At 61.5% G+C, this 18199-nt stretch carries 18 protein-coding genes; 8 read left to right on the top strand and 10 right to left on the bottom strand.

Annotated features, from left to right (window positions below):
* Window positions 1-3: 3 nt before the first annotated feature.
* Both AC1DU8_RS00465 and AC1DU8_RS00470 read left to right on the top strand, forming a co-directional pair.
* Window positions 4-927 (top strand): LysR substrate-binding domain-containing protein, encoded by a 924-nt coding sequence (locus AC1DU8_RS00465; protein ID WP_457281563.1) that lies wholly within the window; start codon window positions 4-6, stop codon window positions 925-927.
* A gap of 416 nt (window positions 928-1343) precedes the next feature.
* On the top strand, window positions 1344-1742 hold the full coding sequence (locus AC1DU8_RS00470; RefSeq protein WP_457306447.1) for a hypothetical protein: 399 nt from the start codon (window positions 1344-1346) through the stop codon (window positions 1740-1742).
* A gap of 15 nt (window positions 1743-1757) precedes the next feature.
* Here the strand turns inward: AC1DU8_RS00470 and AC1DU8_RS00475 are convergent, their stop codons facing one another.
* The gene (locus AC1DU8_RS00475) at window positions 1758-2990 is read right to left on the bottom strand and encodes a multidrug effflux MFS transporter (RefSeq protein ID WP_457281561.1); all 1233 of its coding nucleotides are present in this window, start codon (window positions 2988-2990) and stop codon (window positions 1758-1760) included.
* Complete coding sequence (gene rsmI, locus AC1DU8_RS00480; RefSeq protein ID WP_477727024.1) at window positions 2987-3835, bottom strand: 16S rRNA (cytidine(1402)-2'-O)-methyltransferase; 849 nt, start codon at window positions 3833-3835, stop codon at window positions 2987-2989. Before rsmI ends, AC1DU8_RS00475 begins: the two co-directional genes overlap by 4 nt.
* 50 nt (window positions 3836-3885) lie before the next feature.
* Here rsmI and AC1DU8_RS00485 point away from each other — a divergent pair, with 50 nt between their 5' ends.
* The 3 genes from AC1DU8_RS00485 (at window position 3886) to AC1DU8_RS00495 (ending at window position 5696) form a co-directional block, all read left to right on the top strand.
* Complete coding sequence (locus tag AC1DU8_RS00485; protein ID WP_457281560.1) at window positions 3886-4341, top strand: YraN family protein; 456 nt, start codon at window positions 3886-3888, stop codon at window positions 4339-4341.
* A gap of 99 nt (window positions 4342-4440) precedes the next feature.
* Window positions 4441-5040 carry a phosphoheptose isomerase gene (locus tag AC1DU8_RS00490; RefSeq protein WP_431098788.1) on the top strand — a complete coding sequence of 200 codons (600 nt, stop codon included), beginning with the start codon at window positions 4441-4443 and terminating at the stop codon, window positions 5038-5040.
* Complete coding sequence (locus AC1DU8_RS00495) at window positions 5037-5696, top strand: BON domain-containing protein (protein ID WP_477726339.1); 660 nt, start codon at window positions 5037-5039, stop codon at window positions 5694-5696. Before AC1DU8_RS00490 ends, AC1DU8_RS00495 begins: the two co-directional genes overlap by 4 nt.
* Before the next feature lie 79 nt (window positions 5697-5775).
* Here the strand turns inward: AC1DU8_RS00495 and AC1DU8_RS00500 are convergent, their stop codons facing one another.
* The 3 genes from AC1DU8_RS00500 to AC1DU8_RS00510 form a co-directional block, all read right to left on the bottom strand.
* Window positions 5776-6678: an NAD(P)-dependent oxidoreductase gene (locus AC1DU8_RS00500; protein WP_457281558.1), complete on the bottom strand. Its 903-nt coding sequence runs from the start codon at window positions 6676-6678 to the stop codon at window positions 5776-5778.
* Window positions 6679-6853: 175 nt separating this feature from the next.
* The gene (locus AC1DU8_RS00505) at window positions 6854-7234 is read right to left on the bottom strand and encodes a tautomerase family protein (RefSeq protein WP_457281557.1); all 381 of its coding nucleotides are present in this window, start codon (window positions 7232-7234) and stop codon (window positions 6854-6856) included.
* A gap of 83 nt (window positions 7235-7317) precedes the next feature.
* Window positions 7318-7740, bottom strand: a complete 423-nt coding sequence (locus tag AC1DU8_RS00510; RefSeq protein ID WP_457281556.1) for a 4-oxalocrotonate tautomerase — start codon at window positions 7738-7740, stop codon at window positions 7318-7320.
* Window positions 7741-7856: 116 nt separating this feature from the next.
* Between AC1DU8_RS00510 and AC1DU8_RS00515 the strand changes: the two genes are divergently transcribed.
* Complete coding sequence (locus AC1DU8_RS00515) at window positions 7857-8804, top strand: LysR family transcriptional regulator (protein ID WP_477726340.1); 948 nt, start codon at window positions 7857-7859, stop codon at window positions 8802-8804.
* Here AC1DU8_RS00515 and AC1DU8_RS00520 read toward each other — a convergent pair.
* Complete coding sequence (locus tag AC1DU8_RS00520) at window positions 8801-9937, bottom strand: PilT/PilU family type 4a pilus ATPase (RefSeq protein WP_457281554.1); 1137 nt, start codon at window positions 9935-9937, stop codon at window positions 8801-8803. The genes AC1DU8_RS00515 and AC1DU8_RS00520 overlap by 4 nt on opposite strands.
* 188 nt (window positions 9938-10125) lie before the next feature.
* Window positions 10126-11169: a type IV pilus twitching motility protein PilT gene (locus AC1DU8_RS00525; RefSeq protein WP_457281553.1), complete on the bottom strand. Its 1044-nt coding sequence runs from the start codon at window positions 11167-11169 to the stop codon at window positions 10126-10128.
* Between the two features lie 48 nt (window positions 11170-11217).
* Between AC1DU8_RS00525 and AC1DU8_RS00530 the strand changes: the two genes are divergently transcribed.
* A complete protein-coding gene (locus tag AC1DU8_RS00530) occupies window positions 11218-11937 on the top strand; it encodes a YggS family pyridoxal phosphate-dependent enzyme (protein ID WP_477726341.1) in 720 nt (239 codons plus the stop codon).
* A 112-nt stretch (window positions 11938-12049) separates the two neighbouring features.
* Here the strand turns inward: AC1DU8_RS00530 and AC1DU8_RS00535 are convergent, their stop codons facing one another.
* The 3 genes from AC1DU8_RS00535 to AC1DU8_RS00545 form a co-directional block, all read right to left on the bottom strand.
* A complete protein-coding gene (locus AC1DU8_RS00535; RefSeq protein ID WP_457281551.1) occupies window positions 12050-12616 on the bottom strand; it encodes a DUF3617 domain-containing protein in 567 nt (188 codons plus the stop codon).
* A gap of 79 nt (window positions 12617-12695) precedes the next feature.
* Window positions 12696-13838 (bottom strand): ABC transporter substrate-binding protein, encoded by a 1143-nt coding sequence (locus AC1DU8_RS00540; protein ID WP_457281550.1) that lies wholly within the window; start codon window positions 13836-13838, stop codon window positions 12696-12698.
* Between the two features lie 197 nt (window positions 13839-14035).
* The gene (locus tag AC1DU8_RS00545) at window positions 14036-14515 is read right to left on the bottom strand and encodes an Lrp/AsnC ligand binding domain-containing protein (protein WP_457281549.1); all 480 of its coding nucleotides are present in this window, start codon (window positions 14513-14515) and stop codon (window positions 14036-14038) included.
* Between the two features lie 109 nt (window positions 14516-14624).
* Between AC1DU8_RS00545 and AC1DU8_RS00550 the strand changes: the two genes are divergently transcribed.
* On the top strand, window positions 14625-17624 hold the full coding sequence (locus AC1DU8_RS00550) for an L-glutamate gamma-semialdehyde dehydrogenase (RefSeq protein ID WP_457281548.1): 3000 nt from the start codon (window positions 14625-14627) through the stop codon (window positions 17622-17624).
* The last annotated feature ends 575 nt before the right edge of the window (window positions 17625-18199 follow it).

An 18199-nucleotide genomic window follows, 5' to 3' on the forward strand; every position in this document is an offset into this window, starting at 1 on the left:
ACCATGGAGCTGAGACATCTGCGCTACTTCCTGATGGTTGCCGAGGAGCAGCATTTCACGCGCGCCGCCGAGCGGTTGAATATGCAGCAGCCGCCCTTGAGCCACCAGATCCGGCTGCTGGAAGAGGAGCTGGGCTTCGAATTGTTCCGCCGCCACCCCAAAGGCGCGGCGCTGACGGCCGGTGGCGCGGTGTTTTTGCAGGAAGCCCAGGCCATCCTGCGCGGCGTCGAGCAGGGCGCGGCACGCGCCGCGCGCGCCGCACAGGGCTTTGAAGGCACGCTGGCCATAGGCTTTACCAGCTCTGCCGCGGCTCATCCTTTGATTCCGGGGATCATCCGGGCCTATCGCGGCGCCTATCCCGATGTGCACCTGGACCTCAGGGAAGCCAATGCGGCGGAATTAACCGAGGGCATAGACAGGGGCAAGGTCAATATCGCGATTCTGCGTACGCCCGTCAGCCATCCGCGCGGTGTGAGTTTTTTTTCCTTGCTCGAAGAAGAGATGCTGCTGATTCTGCCGGTGGGCCATGCGCTGGTGGCGGGCGCCGCCAAGGGCAAGATGCCGGTCATTGATCTGAAATCCCTGGCTGATGAGCAGTTCATTCTGGTGCGCAGACACGGCGCACCAGGCATGTATTCGGATCTGATCGAAGCCTGTGAACAGGCGGGCTTCACGCTCAGGATCGCCTCGGAGGTGGAGCGCATGCTGACCAATATCAGCCTGGTCGCGGCGGGCGCGGGCGTTTCCGTGGTTCCCGCATCCATGAAGGATTTTCACCGTGAGAGCGTGGTGTACTGCCGTATCACCAATGCCAGGCCCGCGCTGGTGGCGCCTATCACGCTGGTGAGCCGGGAAGACAGCAACTCGCCGGCCGAAAAGAATTTCCTGGATCTGGCCAAAATATTTGCGCGGCAGCACAAAGCCTGAGTGCGTGCGGGTACATGGACACCAAACATCTCGGCCCCCAGGCGGGCTCAGTACAAAATGAGTCGGCGAGTTTGCTTGGGGCCTAGTCCAATCCGTTGAATCCCGGCTTCGAGCCGTTGCCCTGCACCATGGATACCAGAAACAATGACAGCGGCAGTCCGGGCGTCCTCAGTGGGTGCGGCATGATGCAACAATCCGTGATTCGGCCCGCGTAGTGACGATCAGTTGGGCACAACTTTAAAGCAGAGGCCACGGTGCCACACACGGGGAACATTCTGGCCGGGATGGAGTCCCAAGTCTTGTGATCAATTCAATTTCAGGCAGGAGTAACCGTGAGGGTATTTAAATTAGTTTCCGGTCTTGTTGTCGCGGCGCTGTGTGCCGCCGGCTGCGCGTTGACAGCGATAAAGCCCGGCATGACCCGTGAGAACGTCATCGCGCTTCGCGGAACGCCGTCCCGGGTGGTGCCGCTGGATGCGGGAACCCGGCTGCAGTATTCGGGCCAGCCGCTTGGTCAGTTCGCCACGATGGTAGATCTGGATGCCGCCGGCAGGGTCATCGGCGTCCGCGAGGTTCTGACGCCAGCAGAGTTCTCAAGAGTCCAGCCGGGCAAGTGGACGCGCTCGGATATGGAACGCGAATTTGGCCGGCCGGCAAAGATTGACCGTGTAGCGTCATGGTCCGGCGACATCATGACTTACCGCTGGCGAGACAGCGATCAACCCATGTTTTTCTGGGCTTACCTGGACGGCAACAACGTGGTGCAGCGCATCGGGCAAGGCATGGAATTTCCCATGCGAGTCAATGATCGCTGATGGGCGTATTGCACGCTAGTCGGGTGTTGCGGAGCGGCCGATATCCGGCCACCGGTGATGCAGATACACCCAGGCAACCAACCCGATGCACATCATCCCGAGCGAGACTGCCGCCAATGCCCGGGTGGAGTGCATTGCGAGCGGGGCGATGACACCGGCAACAATGCCGTTGGCGGTTGAGCCCACGAAGGCCTGAAGGGAAGAAGCCATGCCGCGCCGTTCAGGATAAAGGTCCAGCACCAGCAGCGTGACGACCGGCACCATCAGCGCCCAGCCGAATGCAAACACTGCGATCGGAAAGAGGGACCACGAAGCATGCGGGGCGAACAGCATGTTGGCAATCAGGTTAAGCACCGAGGTGACCAGCATGATGACAAAGCCGTGCCGTATTTGCTGCTTGGGGGCAATCTTTCCTGCCAGGCGGCCGCTCAGCCACGCGCCGGACATGATGCCGGAGATTGTCAGGATGAAAAACCAGAAAAATTCGGTAGGCTGCAGTGCCAGGTGTTCCCCCAAAAAAGCGGGCGCTGACAGTACATACAAAAACATGCCGTTGAATGGCACGCCGCTGGCCAGCGCCAGCAATAAAAAGCGGGGACTGGAACCCAACTGCCAGTAGCCCCGCATCAGGTGCCTGACTTCAAACGGCTGGCGTTCCAGCGGTGGAAGTGTCTCGGGCAAGAACCGGAAGTTGGTAGCCCACAGGATCACACCCACTCCCGTCAGAAACCAGAAGATGCTGTGCCAGCCCAGATGCACAAAAAGCCAGCCACCGACAATGGGCGCCAGGGCTGGGGCCACTCCGAAATAGATGGTGACCTGGCTCATGACCTGTTGGGCCTGAGCCGGCGGGTACATGTCGCGTATGACGGCGCGCGACACCACAATGCCCGCACCTGTCGACAAGCCCTGCATGGCCCGGAAAAAAACCAGTTGCCCGATGCTTTGCGACAGCGCGCAACCGGCCGACGCCAGAGTGAATAGCGCGATTCCCCACAACACCACCGGCCTGCGGCCAAAACTGTCGGCCAGCGCGCCGTGAAACAGGTTCATGAAAGCAAAACCGAACAGGTAGGCCGACAGCGTCTGCTGCATTTCTACCGGTGATGCTCCCAGCGACTGCGCCATGCCGGAAAAGGCGGGAATGTAGGTGTCGATGGAAAACGGCCCGAGCATCCCGAGCACAGCCAACAAGGCGGCAAGCGTCCAGCGTGGGGCGCGCCAGAGTTCGTCGGCGTTGGGGTTCATTCTTTTTTCAGCTTGAGTGCGGTGTCATAGAGCTCGTTGCGCCCCACGCCGGTGATTTCTGCCGCGACTTTTACAGCAGTCTTGAGCGGCAACTCCGCCAGCAACAACTGCAACACCCGTGTGCCATCCTCAGGGCTGTCGGCAGCGGCGCAAGGATGCAGTACCAGTGCAAATTCACCGCGCGTACGCTGGGCGCCAGCAGCCAGCCAGCCGGAAAAATCCTGCGCCGGCACGGTCGCAATTTCCTCGAATTGCTTGGTCAGCTCACGGCCAACGGTGACCAGGCGGGCTTGCAGCACCGCCAGTGCTTTCGCAAGCGCCTCGATGCGGTGCGGCGCTTCCAGAATCACGATGGCCCGGGTATCGGTTTGCAGCTGCTGGATGGCCTGGTCGCGTTCACCGGCCTTGCTCGGCAGAAAACCGGCGAATACGAACCCGGTGTCACCGCCCGGGCTGCTCAGCCCGGCCACGCTGAGCACCGCGGTGACGCTGCTGGCACCCGGCAGGGGCATGATGGCCAGGCCAGCGGCACGAACGGCGGCGACCAGGCGGGCGCCGGGATCGCTCACGGCCGGCGTGCCGGCGTCGCTGATATAGGCCACGCGCTCACCCCGCTGCAGGCGTTCGATCACCAGGCCTGCGGCCTCTGCTTCATTGTGTTCGTGCACCGCCAGCAGGGGCTTGTCGATGCCGTACTGCCGTAGCAGGGGCTGCGAATGCCGCTTGTCCTCGCAGGCTATGGCGTCTACCAGTTGCAGTACTTGCAGGGCGCGCAGGCTGATATCGGCCAGGTTCCCGATCGGGGTCGCCACCACATAGAGCGCACTTTCCGGATAATGCTGCATGCCTGCTGCGGCGCGTGCCGCATTCAGTGCCAGGTCGAAGGAAGCGTTCAATGTGGTTTTCCAGAAAACAGGTTGCCGGGACGGCGTCAAAAGCGACGGCCCTTCAGGCCCCAGCCTCGCCCGGGCAGGTTACCACCAAGTCGAGGGGTGATGCTGCGGAAGCTGCCGCGCGCGCCTACCTTGCCAAGGCCGGACTGGTGTTGGTCGATACCAATTATCGGACGCCGGGCCGCGGTGGCGGCGAGATCGACCTGGTCATGCGCGCACCCGACGGTACCTTGGTGTTTGTGGAAGTGCGCCAGCGCACCGGCGTCTCACACGGCGGCGCCGGCGCCAGCATCAGCCCCGCCAAGCAACAGCGAATCATCTTTGCCGCGAGGCACTATCTCATGCGTTTCGGCAGCCCACCGCCTTGTCGATTCGACGTGGTCCTGGTCAACGGGCCGCAGGATGACGGGGCGGCTCCTGACATTGAATGGCTGCCCGGAGCTTTCGACGCGTCCTGAGCGCCGGGAATGGATGGCGGAATTTGTAACCATCCATTGCCAGCCTGCGCAAACCCCTCCGGGGCCGGCGGCGCAGTCCGACCCGCTATCATTGACCCCATGCTTGAACAACGTATCGAACAGCAGTTCATTGACAGCGCCGACCTGAAATACCAGGCGGCACAGGTCCTGTCCAAACCGATTGCGGCCGCAGTGCAGGCCATCCTGGCCAGCGTCACCAGTGGCGGCAAAGTCCTGGCCTGCGGCAATGGTGGCTCGGCAGCGGATGCCCAGCACTTCGCTGCGGAGTTTGTGGGGCGCTATGAGCGCGAGCGGCCCGAGTTGGGTGCGATTGCGCTGACGACCGACAGCTCCATCCTCACCGCCATTGCCAACGACTACGACTTCACGGTCATCTTCTCGAAGCAGGTGCGTGCCCTGGGCGGCGCCGGCGACGTATTGCTGGCCATCAGCACCAGCGGCAATTCGGCCAATGTGCTGGCCGCCATCGAAGCCGCCCATGAGCGCGAGATGACCGTGGTGGCGCTGACGGGGCGCGGGGGCGGCAAGATGACCCATGCCCTGCGCGAAACCGATGTGCATATCTGCGTGCCGCATGAGCGGACCGCGCGTATCCAGGAAGTGCACCTTCTTGTCCTCCATTGCATTTGCGATGGTGTGGACACCCAGTTACTTGGCGATCAGGAGACCTCTGTATGACATATGCCCCGTTGAAACGACTCGCTCTGGCCATTGGTACGTCGGTATTGCTTGGCAGTGCCCTGACAGCCTGCTTTCCTCTGGTGGTAGGCGGCATGGCCGGGGGGGCGCTTGTTGCCACCGACCGCCGCACGTCGGGTGCGCAGCTGGAAGACGAGGGCATTGAATTGCGGGCGGCCAGCCGGATTCGCAGCAACGTGGGCGACCGTGTGCATGTCAACTTGACCAGCTACAACCGCCAGGTGTTGCTGACGGGTGAAGTGCCCAGCGCGCAAGACAAGCAGCTGGTCGAGCAGATCGTTTCGCGTGTGGAGAATGTGACCTCGGTGGTCAATGAACTGGCCGTGATGGGCAACGCCACCCTGACACAGCGCTCGTCCGACACCCTCGTCACCGGCCGTGTCAAGGCGATGCTGGTGGATGCCCGTGACTTGTCGTTGAACGCCTTCAAGGTGGTGACCGAGCGCGGTACGACCTACCTGATGGGACGTGTGACACAGCGCGAAGCGGATCGCGCCACCGAAGTGGTCCGTTCCACCCCGGGCGTGCAAAAAGTCATCCGCATGTTTGAAATCATCAGCGAGGAAGAGCTGGCACGCATGCTGCCGTCAAAACCCGTAGAGCCGCCCGCCGGCGCCAAACCCGCCGGGAGTTGAAGTTAGGGGCTGGCAGTGCTGGCCTCGCCAGCACTATCGTTCTGCTTTTCGTCCGCTTTTGTCGGGTTCGGCCCAGTCTTTATTTCAGGCGCTTGATCAGGCTCGATGTGTCCCAGCGCTGGCCGCCCATGGCCTGCACGTCGGCATAAAACTGGTCGACCAGGGCCGTCACGGGCAGGCGCGCACCATTGCGCTTGGCTTCGTCCAGTACCAGGCCCAGATCCTTGCGCATCCAGTCCACGGCAAACCCGAAGTCAAACTTGTCGGCCACCATGGTTTTGCCGCGGTTGTCGAGCTGCCAGCTTTGCGCTGCGCCTTTGCCAATCACGTCCAGGACCTGGTTCACATCCAGACCGGCCTTCTGGCCAAACGCCACCGCTTCGCTCAGGCCCTGTACCAGGCCGGCAATGCAAATCTGGTTGACCATCTTGGTAAGTTGCCCCGCGCCGCTTGGGCCCATCAGCGTGAAGGCTTTTGAAAAAGCCATGCCCACTGGTTTCGCGGCATCAAATGCTGCGGTGTCTCCGCCGCACATCACTGTAAGCGCGCCATTTTGCGCACCTGCCTGGCCACCCGAGACGGGCGCATCTATGAAGTGCAAGCCGATCTTGGAGGCCGCCGCGGAGAGTTCACGCGCCACATCGGCCGAGGCCGTGGTGTGGTCCACGAAGATGGCGCCCGGTTTCATGCCGGCCAGCGCTCCATCGTTACCCAGTACCACGCTGCGCAGGTCGGCATCGTTGCCCACGCAACAGAAAATGACGTCTGCACCTGCAGCCGCCTCGCGCGGCGTGGCGGCTGCACGGCCCTTGAACTCGCTCGTCCAGGAGGCAGCCTTGGCGGCGCTGCGGTTGTAGACCGTGACGTCATGGCCCGCCAGCGCCAGGTGCCCGGCCATCGGGAAGCCCATGACACCGAGGCCCAGGAAGGCGACAGTACGTGAATCGGAAGTTTCGTAGGTTTTGGGGTGAATTGATGACACAGTTAAATCTCTTGAGGCCCGTCGGGCAAGGGGGTTTGGGTAGCAATGATTATGGCTTGATTGCGCGCTTTGCCCCGTGAACCTCCCTGTTTTCCCATGAAGGAGCAGCTTCACATTCATGACGCATCTCAGCGCGTTGGGGGGGTATGCAAAACAGACTGTCCTGCCCCATTTATTAACTGAATTGCATCATGCCGTTTCCAAAAGACCAGTTCTCACGCGACGTCTCAACCAGATTGATGATGACGTCGGCCGCACTAAAGCTGCAATTCGACGAGATTTGTTTTCCGATTTCCCAGAAGAGCGCCTTCTTCATGTCCGGCGATCGACCGGGGGCACAAAATATTTGAATAAAAACCACGTGGGCGGAGTGCGTGACCCCAAGGAATTCTTCGGAGCAAATGAGTTGGCGCGGTGTATGACGCGTGAGCGTCTGGAAGCGATCCGGCTCCGGCACATTGAACGTGTCTACCAGGGCTTGGTGCACAAGGCTCGACACGGCCGAAAGCTCTTCGTCCGGCGTGGTGTCAGGAAGGTCAATTCGTACGAGAGGCATGAAGTTTCCTTTTGGATTAATCGGTTGGTGCGCTGTGCGGGCGACGGAGGTGAATGTGGGCAGTGGTCAGTTCCCGCGCTTGCCTAGCCTGCGGCAGCTCCAATGGCCATTCCCAGGTCGGCGTTGGTATAGGCTTTGCCGGCAATTCCCCAAGCACCCTCCACCGCATAGGTCACGTTGACAAAGGTGCGCTCTCTCGGGTGTTTTCCCGCCTTGAGTTCGTCAATGATGTCTGTTGCCGCCTTGACGAAGTTGTCTTTCACCGACTGATCGGGGAAGGTGACAGAAGGGACCTTAACCTCTATGACCGCAAGCGACTGGGGTTTGCCGCCGGCATAGCTGTGCTCTTCAGGGTAAATGTCGACATGCCCGATGACTGCGGGAGTCATGAAGGTGTTTCCGCTGAGGCCGTGTACCTGCAGCAAGGCGTCTGCAACTCTGGAGAAAACCTCGCGCTCGCCGGCCGGCGTTAAAAGTCCCTGCGATAGCTGGATGGAGATGGGCATAAAAATCCTTTGAAGAGCGACGGCACAACATGTCCGCGCGAAGTGAACTGTGCCCATGACGGCGCCCGCTGGAAATCCCCCCGAATGCATAATGCTTGTGTCAAATCTGCACAAGCATGAAAAACCTCAGCCTTGACGACTTCTCGCTGTTTGCGCAGCTTGCATCTGCCCAGTCGCTCTCGACAGTAGCGAGGGAACGCAACGTTGCGGCCAGCCATATGTCGCGGGCGCTCGCGCGCATGGAGGCTCAATGCGGCCTGCGGCTGATGCACCGGACCACTCACAGCCTCTCTCTCACTGACGAAGGTGAGGTCTTCCTTGAATACGCCCAGCGCATCCTTGCCGAACACAGGCAATTGCAAAACAGCTTCGCCAGCCGAAGCCGCTCAGTGGTGGGAACGGTCCGTTTGAGCATCAGCCAGATTCTTGCTGAATATGTACTGATTCCCCGGCTGGGCAAGCTGCGGGCCTTGCACCCGGAATTGAAGCTGGACCTGCATCTGGATGATCGCCTTGTCAGCATGGCCGATGAGGCGATGGATATCGTCGTGAGGGCGGGTGTTGCACCTGCGCAGACGGCCATTGCCCGTAATCTTGGAAGCCATGGGCGTGCTTTGTACGCCTCACCTGTGTATCTCAAGAAGCATGGCGTTCCGCGTGCGCCGGCAGATCTTCAATTGCACAGCCTGATATCAAATACCACTTCGATTACCCACAATCAATGGACCTTCGAAGAAAACGCGGTCGTCACCCCGCTCACGGTGCAGGGGCAGTTGCGCGTCAATAGCAGCGCTGCGGTGGTTTCACTTGCCTTGGCGGGAGCCGGCATTGCCCGGATCAACGACGTTATCGGCCGCGAGCTGGTGGCGCAAGGCCGGTTAAAGCCGGTGCTGGCCCGGCACACGGTGAGCGATGTCTATTCTATTGATGCGGTGATTCTGGCCGAACGCCATCGGGCTCCCAAAATCCGGGCCACTATCGATTACCTTCAGGTCTGCTTCGCGGCCTTTAGCCCTTCGAACTCAGCCCTTGGCCGGAACGACGCCGGCAGTTCAGCGGCTTAGACGATAGCGAAGTTTTCCGTGCCTGCAGCCAGGTCGACGGACTTGGCACGCTGCGAGTTGAGCTTGATCTGCAAGCGCAGGTCGTTCACCGAGTCGGCGTTGCGCAAGGCGTCTTCGTAGGTGATGAAGTGGCTCTCGAAGGCGTCGTACAGCGCCTGGTCGAAAGTCTGCATGCCCAGGTTGCGGCTCTTTTTCATGATCTCCTTGATTTCGGAGACTTCGCCCTTGAAGATCAGATCGGAGATCAGCGGCGAGTTGAGCATGACCTCCACCGCCGCAAAACGACCCTTGCCGTCCTGCTTGGGCACCAGCCGCTGTGAAATCATGGCCTTCAGGTTGAGCGAGAGGTCCATCAGCAACTGGGTGCGGCGCTCTTCGGGGAAAAAGTTGATCACGCGGTCCAGCGCCTGGTTGGCGCTGTTGGCATGCAGGGTGGCCAGGCACAGGTGGCCGGTTTCCGCGAACGCGATGGCGTGTTCCATGGTTTCGCGATCGCGGATCTCGCCCATCAGGATCACGTCGGGCGCCTGGCGCAGCGTGTTTTTCAGGGCCGCTTCCCAGCTGTCGGTGTCCAGGCCCACTTCACGTTGCGTGATCACGCAGTTCTTGTGCGCATGGACAAATTCCACCGGGTCTTCAATCGTGATGATGTGGCCGAACGACTGTTCGTTGCGCCAGTCGACCATGGCCGCCAGCGTGGTGGATTTACCCGAACCGGTAGAGCCCACCAAAATGGTCAGGCCGCGCTTGCTCATCACCACTTCCTTGAGCACCTGGGGCACACCCAGCCCGTCGATGGTGGGCAGCACGGCGGGAATCGTCCGCATTACCATGCCGACCTTGCCCTGCTGGATGAAAGCATTGACGCGAAAGCGCCCCACGCCGGGCGGCGAGATGGCGAAATTGCATTCCTTGGTGCGTTCGAATTCGGCGGCCTGCTTGTCGTTCATGATGGAACGGGCAAGGGCGAGCGTGTGGCCGGCGTTCAGCGGCTGCGGCGACACCTTGGTCACCTTGCCGTCGACTTTCATGGCCGGTGGGAAGTCGCCTGTGATGAACAGGTCACTGCCATTACGGCTGACCATGAGTTTCAGCAGATCATTGATGAATTTACTGGCCTGGTCGCGTTCCATTTGCGACTCCTTTCAAACAAACTCTGTCGTTGCCGGAAACTCGGCAGGATCGGTGACGGTGGTTCTCTCTTCAATCAAGCAGGGGCCGCGGAACCGGCTTTGCCGGGCCGCAGGCGCAGCGGCCCCGTACGTAAGGAAAGGGGCAGCGCGCCGTAGGCTCGAAGTGACAAGCGTGGGGGCCATAGCTTCTAGCCGGGGAAGTTTTCCGGGATTTTTGCCTTGCCGCGGGCTTCGGCAGCAGAAATCACATTGCGCTTCACCAGTTCGGTCAGGTTCTGGTCGAGCGTCTGCATGCCCACACTGTTGCCGGTCTGGATGGATGAATACATCTGGGCGACCTTGGCCTCGCGGATCAAATTGCGGATGGCGCTGGTGCCCAGCATGATTTCGTGTGCAGCCACGCGGCCCGCACCGTCTTTGGTTTTGCACAACGTTTGCGAGATCACGGCCTGCAATGACTCGGACAGCATGGAGCGGATCATTTCCTTTTCCTCGGCCGGAAACACGTCGATGATCCGGTCAATGGTTTTCGCGGCGCTGGAAGTATGCAGCGTGCCGAAGACCAGGTGGCCCGTTTCTGCGGCCGACATAGCCAGCCGGATGGTTTCCAGGTCACGCATTTCACCCACCAGGATGGCGTCCGGATCTTCCCGCAGGGCCGACTTCAGCGCGGCGTTAAAGCTCAGGGTGTGTGGGCCAACCTCACGCTGGTTGATCAGGCATTTTTTGGATTCGTGCACGAATTCGATCGGGTCTTCCACCGTCAGGATGTGGCCGTACTCGTTTTCGTTCAGGTAGTTGACCATGGCGGCCAGTGTGGTCGATTTGCCCGAGCCGGTGGGGCCGGTGACCAGCACCATGCCCCGCGGTTTCATGGCCAGGTCGCCAAAAATCTTGGGGGCGTTGAGCTGTTCCAGTGTCAGGATTTTGGATGGAATGGTCCGCAGCACCGCACCGGCGCCGCGATTCTGGTTGAAGGCATTGACGCGAAAGCGCGCCAGTCCGTCGATTTCGAACGAGAAGTCGACCTCCAGGAACTCTTCGTAGGTTTTGCGCTGGGTGTCGTTCATGATGTCATACACCATGGAATGCACCTGCTTGTGGTCCAGCGGATCGATGTTGATGCGCCGCACGTCGCCGTGAACCCGGATCATGGGCGGCAAGCCTGCCGACAAATGCAAGTCAGACGCCTTGTTCTTGACGCTAAAAGCCAGCAACTGCGTGATATCCATCCCGGGACCCTTTGAAAATGGTTTTCAAACTAAGTTTACAGTTCGATTATGACCACGATTGTGCGCAATCTCCAGCTTGTCCGTGACCGGATAACCACGGCCTGCGTAGCTGCCGGGCGCAATCCGGCGAGCGTACGGCTGCTGGCGGTCTCCAAAACCTTCGGTGCGGACGCCGTGATCGACGCCGCGTCGGATGGGCAGCGCGCCTTCGGCGAGAACTACATCACCGAGGGCGTGGAGAAAATTGTCGCCCTCCGCGCCTGGCAAGGCGCTGAGGCTCAGGGCGCTGCGATTGCGCTGGAGTGGCATTGCATCGGCCCGGTTCAGAGCAACAAGACCCGTCTCGTGGCTGAGCATTTTGACTGGGTGCAGTCGGTCGATCGCCTAAAAATCGCCCAGCGGCTGAGCGAGCAGCGGCCGCCCGGTTTGCCGCCGCTCCAGATCTGCCTGCAGGTCAACGTGGATGACGGCGCCAACAAGTCGGGCGTGGCGCCTGAGGATGTCCTGGCGCTGGCGCAGGCGGTTGTGCAGCTGCCGAACCTCACCTTGCGCGGCTTGATGGCAATACCGGAGCCTGCTATCGATTTTGTAGCTGCTTGCGCTGTCCACGCGCGGACAAAAGCCATTTTTGACGAAATCAATGCTTCAGGTGCGTTGCCTGCACCCATGGATACGCTGTCAATGGGCATGACCGCCGACCTGGAGGCGGCGATCCATTCGGGCAGCACCATGGTGCGCGTAGGCACTGCGATCTTCGGCAAGAGATAGGCCCCCACGGTCGCTCACTTCGTGTAGCTCCCTGCCCCCCGAGGGGGCCGCTGCGCCTGAGGCCCGGCAAAGCCGGTTCCTCGGCCCCTGCTGGTGAAGAGATCTCCCTCGGTTATTTCTTCGGTGGAGTGATCGGCTTGATCGTGCCGCAATCAGCCGACAGCCATTTGCCTGCAGCATCCATGGTCATCTTCTCGGGCTTGCCTTTGACGGTGGTCGTGGTGTTCATCTTCATGGTGTAGGCGGTGTCGCCGTTGAAGGTCATCACACCTTCGCCGCTGGAGGGCGGTTGGGTGCACACATAAGAAATCTTGATGGTGTTGCCGCTGCGCGGCGACTGGGTGGTTTTGCAGTCGCCTTGCTGCTGCTGGGGCATTTCGTTGCGCTCGGCCATTTCCTTGGTGATGCACATCTTCATGCTCATGCCACCGCCGGCGCCGGGCCCCATGGACATGCCCTGTTTGCCCATCATGTCCTGCATCTGCTTGCGCTGCTCGGGCGACATGCTGGCCAGCTGCTTTTCCATGTTGGCCATGGCTTTTTCCATCTCGCCGGAGCTTGATTGCATCTTGCTCGTCATTTCCCACAGGCCTGGTTTGGTGGTCTGCGCAGAAACCCCGGCGGACAGGGCCAGCGTGACAACAGCAAGGGCGGCTGGAAAGGGGGTAGAAAGCTTCATGGGTGTTCCTGGTGAATGGCAAACAGGGGATGAGCCCGCATTATTGCCAGCATGGGCCGTTTTGCAAGCTCGGGTGCCGTCAGCGCATGAATTTTCCGCCGCGCCCGATGATGGTGAGGTCGGTGAAGCGGGAGCCCTCGTGATTTTGGGGGCCGTAATTCACGGTGAAGCCACCCATGTTGTAGTCCCGCATGGACTCCAGCGCCGTCACCAGGCTCTCACGGGTCAGGTTCTTGCCGGCGGCCCGGCGCAAGCCCTCGGTAAAAACCTTGGCCACCAGAAAGCCTTCCATGCTGGAGAAGTCAAAGTCCTTGTGGCCACCCTCTGCCATGCGTTGCTGGTATTCACGCACGATGGCCGATGAGGGTGTGTAAGGGAAGGGCATCACCTGCGAAATCGTCACGCCCGCCCCGGTGTCGCCCAACTCTTCAGCGAGCGCCTTCGAGCCGACAAAACTCACGTTGAAAAACTGGCCGCCGTAGGCCTTGGCCCGTGCCTGCCGGATCAGCGCGGCGCAGGACCTATAGGCGCTGATCTGGATCACGGCCTCGGGCGTGACCTTGAGTATTTCTGCCAGCGGTGCGGCAACATCCACGCTGTTGCGCTCAACCGTGACGCTGGCAGCCGGCTTGAGGTTGCGCCGGGTCAGCGCCCGCATCACGCCTTCCAGCCCGGCCTTGCCGTAAGAGTCGTTCTGGTAGAAGACCGCGATTTTGGTGATGCCGACGGTGCTCAGGTGCTGCACGATGCGCTCGGTCTCGTCAAAGTAACTGGCGCGCACGTGGAACAGGTTCCGGTTGAAAGGCTCGCGCAGGCCCTGCGCGCCGGTGAACGGCCCCACCAGCGGGATGCCTGCCGCATTGATGGCCGGCACCGCAGCCAGGGTGGTGGGTGTGCCGACCGAACCGATCAGCGCGAACACCTTGTCTTCTTCGATCAGGGCCTTGACCGCGGCAGCGGCCTTTTCAGGTTCATAACCGTCGTCCCGCGAAACCAGTTTGAGGGTGCGGCCGTTGATGCCGCCGGCGGCGTTGACGGCATTGAAGTGCGCCAATATGCCCAGTTGCATGCGCTTGCCCAGCTCGGCGGCGGGGCCGGTCTGGGCGGCGAATTGCCCGACGCGTATTTCGGTATCCGTCACGCCGATTTCCGCCGACTGCGCCGCTGCGGCGACAAGCACCCCCACCAACACGCCCAAACGCCACCATGGCTTGTTTTTCATCAGGGTCCTCCGTTTTTTTCGTGGTGATGGTTTTTTCACCATCTGCATATGCAACTTCTTGCATATGTGCACTGCAAGGTAGTCCAATGCGCACGGCTTGGCAACGCGGTTAGTCCGGGTGCGGCTGGATTTGAGCGGGAATCCGTGAGAAAAGTGCCGCTAACGCGGCCTTTTCAGGCGGGCAGCAGATGCCCGGCCTAGACCCCCAGCGCCAGCCGGGTGGTATTTTTCACCTCTTCCATCACCGCGTAAGTGCGGGTTTCGCGCACACCCGGCAGCTGCCACAGCACGGTGCCGGCAAAAGAGCGGTAGGCCACCATGTCGGCCATGCGGGTTTTGAGCAGGTAGTCAAAGCCGCCGGCCACCATGTGGCATTCGGAAATTTCAGGGTGAACCTGCACCGCCGCCTTGAAGGCTTCAAACACATTGGGCGTGGTGCGGTCCAGCAGCACTTCGACAAACACCATCATGCCGGCGCCCAGCTTGAGGGGGTTGAGCAGGGCTTCGTAACCCAGGATGTAGCCGTCCCGGCTCAAACGCTGCACGCGGGCCAGCACGGCCGTGGGCGACAGAGCCACGCTCTCGGCGAGCTTGAGGTTGGAAATCCGGCCGTCCTGCTGCAGGACATTCAGGATTTTCAGGTCAATGCGGTCAATTTCGGGTGAGGCTTCAAACATGCGTAGTGAATTATTCGGTGAAATTCGTAAATTTAGCGGGAAATTCAGCAACATTCAACAGAACATCATCGTATTGACTGAATAACCGCCATTTACCGTGAAAACCTCCATGAATCACTTGAAACCTGCATCTCCGCGCCTGCCCTTCCCGTACCGCCCCGAAGCCGACATCGTGGCCGCGCACCTGCAGCGCCTGGCCGGGGCGCTCGACTGGGCGGCGGCGGCGCACTCCGCCCAGCCCTGGGTGCAAGCCGTGCGTGACAACCCGCCGCCGTTCTGGGCCATGGAAAGCCTGCTCAAGGAATACCCGATCTCCAGCGCGGAGGGCTTGGCCCTGATGCGGCTGGCCGAAGCTTTGCTGCGTGTGCCGGACGCCGAAACCGCGATTGCCCTGACGGCTGACCAGCTCGGCCGCGCTGATTTCGACAGCGCTGGCGATGGAGTGATGGCACGGCTGTCGGCCTCGGCCATCGCCATGTCCAAGAAATTCCTGCCGGAAGGCGGCCAACCCCACATCATGAGCAAGCTGGGCGCGCGCACGGTGGTGGCGGCGACCTTGCGTGCCGTGCAACTGCTCGGCCGGCAGTTTGTGCTCGGGCAAACCATTGCCGATGCGATGGCCGAGGCCGATGACAGCCGCAAAAAAATTCCCAACCTGCGTTTCAGCTACGACATGCTGGGCGAGGGTGCGCGTACCGATGCCGACGCGTTGCGCTATCTCGCCAGTTACACGGGCGCTATCAAATCAATAGCTGCTGGCGCTCGTCCGGTGGGCGCTACCGAGCAAAACGACGGTATATCCATCAAGCTCAGCGCGCTGCACCCGCGCTACGAAGATGCCCAGCGCGAACGCGTGATGGCCGAGCTGGTGCCGCGCGTCTGGGGGCTGTGCGAGCTGTCAGCCCGGGCCAATATCAACCTCACCATCGACGCCGAAGAGGTCGACAGGCTGGAGCTGTCGCTGGATGTGTTTGAGGCTTTGGCCGCGCTGGTGGCCCAGCACCACCCTCAGTGGCAGGGCTTTGGCCTGGCCATGCAGGCCTACCAGACCCGCGCTCTGGAGCTGATCGAGCACATCGCTGCCATTGCCCGCAAATACCGGCTGCGCCTGATGTGCCGGCTGGTTAAAGGAGCCTACTGGGATTCGGAAATCAAGCGCGCACAGGAGATGGGCCTGCCGCACTACCCGGTGTTCACGCACAAGCACCACACCGATGTGTCGTACCTCGCCTGCGCGCAGGCCCTGCTGGCCGCGCCGGATGCGATCTACCCGCAGTTTGCCGGCCACAACGCGGCGACTATCGCGGCGATTTTGCAGATGGCATCCCGCAACGCAGTTCCCTTCGAGCTGCAGCGTCTGCACGGCATGGGTGAGGGCGTGTTCCGCGAGGTGCTGAAGAACCCGCTGATCAGCTGCCGCGTGTACGCGCCCGTGGGCGCCCACCGCGACCTGCTGGCTTACCTGGTGCGCCGCCTGCTGGAGAACGGCGCCAACTCGTCCTTTGTGCACCAGCTGGCCGACGAGTCGGTCGGCATGGGCGAGCTGCTGACCTCACCGATGCGGCTGGAGCCCGAATCGTCGCTGTCGCTGCCACCCGCGCTGTACGGCCGGGGCCGACCCAACAGCCTGGGGCTGGACCTCACGGTCGAGAGCATGCGCGCACCGCTGCTGGCCGCGTTGGCCACCACGCCGGTGCCCGTCGTGCCAGAGTTTGATGTCAAATCGGCCACCAGGGCAATAGTGACGGGCGCAAGCAGCTATCAAAAATGGAGCAAAGTGCCCGTTGCCGAGCGTGCCGCCATCCTGCGCCGTGCCGCCGCCGCGATGGAGCAGCAGATGCCGAAGTTCTGCGCATTGCTGGTGAAAGAGGCTTTCAAGACCTGGGGCGATGCGGTGTCTGAAGTGCGCGAGGCGGTGGACTTCCTGCGCTACTACGCCAATGAGGCCGAGCGCATCATGCAGCCAGTCGCGCTGCCTGGCCCCACCGGTGAAACCAACGAGCTGCGCCTGTCGGCACGAGGCGTCTGGGTCTGCATCAGCCCCTGGAATTTCCCCCTGGCCATCTTCACCGGCCAGGTCGCGGCAGCGCTGGCCACCGGCAACGCCGTGATGGCCAAACCCGCCGAGCAAACGCCCGGCGTGGCCTGGGAGGCGGTGAAGTTGCTGCACCAGGCCGGCGTGCCCGAAGGGGCGCTGCAACTGGCGCACGGCGCCGGCGAAACCGTGGGCGCAGCGCTGGTGGCGGCACCGCAGGTGGCCGGCGTGGTGTTCACCGGCTCCACCCAGGTTGCCAAGATCATCAACCGTGCGCTGGCTGCCAAAGACGGCCCCATCGTCCCGCTGATCGCCGAGACCGGCGGCATCAACGCCATGCTGGTGGACAGCACGGCCCTGCCCGAGCAGGTGGCCGACGCGGTGGTGCAGAGCGCGTTCCGCTCTGCCGGCCAGCGTTGCTCGGCGCTGCGCCTGCTGTGCGTGCATGAAGGCATCGCCGACCACGTGATCGAGATGATCAAGGGCGCCGCGCAGGAGCTTGTCGTGGGCGAGACGGCTGACCTGGCAACGGACGTCGGTCCGGTGATTGACCGCGAAGCCTTTGACAACATCCAGAAGCATCTTCAGCGCCTGGGTTCAACGTCAAAAGTGCTTGTAAGCCATAAGAGACGGGCGCAAGCAGCTCCTGATTCGATAGCAAATGTCATTCCCCCCGCAGCCTTTGAGGTGCGCAGCCTGGCCGAAGTGAAAGACGAAATCTTCGGCCCCGTACTGCAGATCGTGCGCTGGGGCAGTGGCGAGCTGGCCACGCCGGAGGCCGTGATCGAGCAGATCAACGCGCTGGGCTACGGTCTCACACTCGGTATCCAGACCCGCATCGACTCGCGCGCACAGGCACTCGCGGCCAGCGCCCACGTCGGCAATATTTATGTGAACCGCAACATGATCGGTGCGGTGGTCGGGGTGCAACCCTTTGGTGGTGAAGGTCTGTCCGGCACGGGTCCCAAAGCGGGTGGACCGCATTACCTGTATCGCTTTTGTGCTGAGCAGGCTGTGACGGTGAATACGACGGCGGCGGGAGGGAATGCGGCGCTCCTGGCTGGAGGGGCTTGACGGCGGGTCGCTGTTTGTTCCGACGGGGGAGGTTCTTTGCTGAGGGTGGTTGGCCGGGGTCGCCCGGCAGGCGACTCACTTTTCTTTGCTTCGCCAAAGAAAAGTAAGCAAAAGAAAGGCGACCCTGGTTCCTGCGTCCCTTCGCTTCGCTGCGGGCAACCTGCGGTGCTCGGTCCAGCCGGGGTCAAAAACAACTCGCTTCGCTCAAACAAGTTTTTGCCCTGATCCGTCTGGACCTCCGCTCCTCGGCGCATACACAAGGGGGTGGGAGAGGAATACCGAACACCTGAAGAAACAAGGACACGCCATGGCGTGTCCTTGTTGGTATTGGAGTTGGTATTTGTCTTCAGTCCCCGCTCCCGATTGCCCCTTCTGTCTGCGCCGAGGAGCGCAGGGTCAGGCGGATCAGGGATCGCGATTGTCTGAGCGAAGTGCAACGTAGCGAGTTCGAGCGAGACCCCGCCTGAACCGAGCACCGCAGGTTGCCCCGGAGCGCAGCGCAGGGGACGCAGACAGCAGGGTCGCCTTTTCTTTGGTGACTTTCTTTTGGCGAAGCAAAAGAAAGTTACTTGCAT

The sequence above is a fragment of the Polaromonas sp. P3_A5 genome (assembly GCF_056403055.1).

Excerpts from the sequence above, each read along its gene's own strand:
- AC1DU8_RS00465 (WP_457281563.1), top strand. The coding sequence starts at position 4 with ATGGAGCTGAGACATCTGCGCTACTTCCTGATGGTTGCCGAGGAGCAG.
- AC1DU8_RS00470 (WP_457306447.1), top strand. The coding sequence starts at position 1,344 with ATGACCCGTGAGAACGTCATCGCGCTTCGCGGAACGCCGTCCCGGGTG.
- AC1DU8_RS00475 (WP_457281561.1), bottom strand. The coding sequence starts at position 2,990 with ATGAACCCCAACGCCGACGAACTCTGGCGCGCCCCACGCTGGACGCTT.
- rsmI (WP_477727024.1), bottom strand. The coding sequence starts at position 3,835 with ATGCAGCATTATCCGGAAAGTGCGCTCTATGTGGTGGCGACCCCGATC.
- AC1DU8_RS00485 (WP_457281560.1), top strand. The coding sequence starts at position 3,886 with ATGTGGTTTTCCAGAAAACAGGTTGCCGGGACGGCGTCAAAAGCGACG.
- AC1DU8_RS00490 (WP_431098788.1), top strand. The coding sequence starts at position 4,441 with ATGCTTGAACAACGTATCGAACAGCAGTTCATTGACAGCGCCGACCTG.
- AC1DU8_RS00495 (WP_477726339.1), top strand. The coding sequence starts at position 5,037 with ATGACATATGCCCCGTTGAAACGACTCGCTCTGGCCATTGGTACGTCG.
- AC1DU8_RS00505 (WP_457281557.1), bottom strand. The coding sequence starts at position 7,234 with ATGCCTCTCGTACGAATTGACCTTCCTGACACCACGCCGGACGAAGAG.
- AC1DU8_RS00510 (WP_457281556.1), bottom strand. The coding sequence starts at position 7,740 with ATGCCCATCTCCATCCAGCTATCGCAGGGACTTTTAACGCCGGCCGGC.
- AC1DU8_RS00515 (WP_477726340.1), top strand. The coding sequence starts at position 7,857 with ATGAAAAACCTCAGCCTTGACGACTTCTCGCTGTTTGCGCAGCTTGCA.
- AC1DU8_RS00520 (WP_457281554.1), bottom strand. The coding sequence starts at position 9,937 with ATGGAACGCGACCAGGCCAGTAAATTCATCAATGATCTGCTGAAACTC.
- AC1DU8_RS00525 (WP_457281553.1), bottom strand. The coding sequence starts at position 11,169 with ATGGATATCACGCAGTTGCTGGCTTTTAGCGTCAAGAACAAGGCGTCT.
- AC1DU8_RS00530 (WP_477726341.1), top strand. The coding sequence starts at position 11,218 with ATGACCACGATTGTGCGCAATCTCCAGCTTGTCCGTGACCGGATAACC.
- AC1DU8_RS00535 (WP_457281551.1), bottom strand. The coding sequence starts at position 12,616 with ATGAAGCTTTCTACCCCCTTTCCAGCCGCCCTTGCTGTTGTCACGCTG.
- AC1DU8_RS00540 (WP_457281550.1), bottom strand. The coding sequence starts at position 13,838 with ATGAAAAACAAGCCATGGTGGCGTTTGGGCGTGTTGGTGGGGGTGCTT.
- AC1DU8_RS00545 (WP_457281549.1), bottom strand. The coding sequence starts at position 14,515 with ATGTTTGAAGCCTCACCCGAAATTGACCGCATTGACCTGAAAATCCTG.
- AC1DU8_RS00550 (WP_457281548.1), top strand. The coding sequence starts at position 14,625 with ATGAATCACTTGAAACCTGCATCTCCGCGCCTGCCCTTCCCGTACCGC.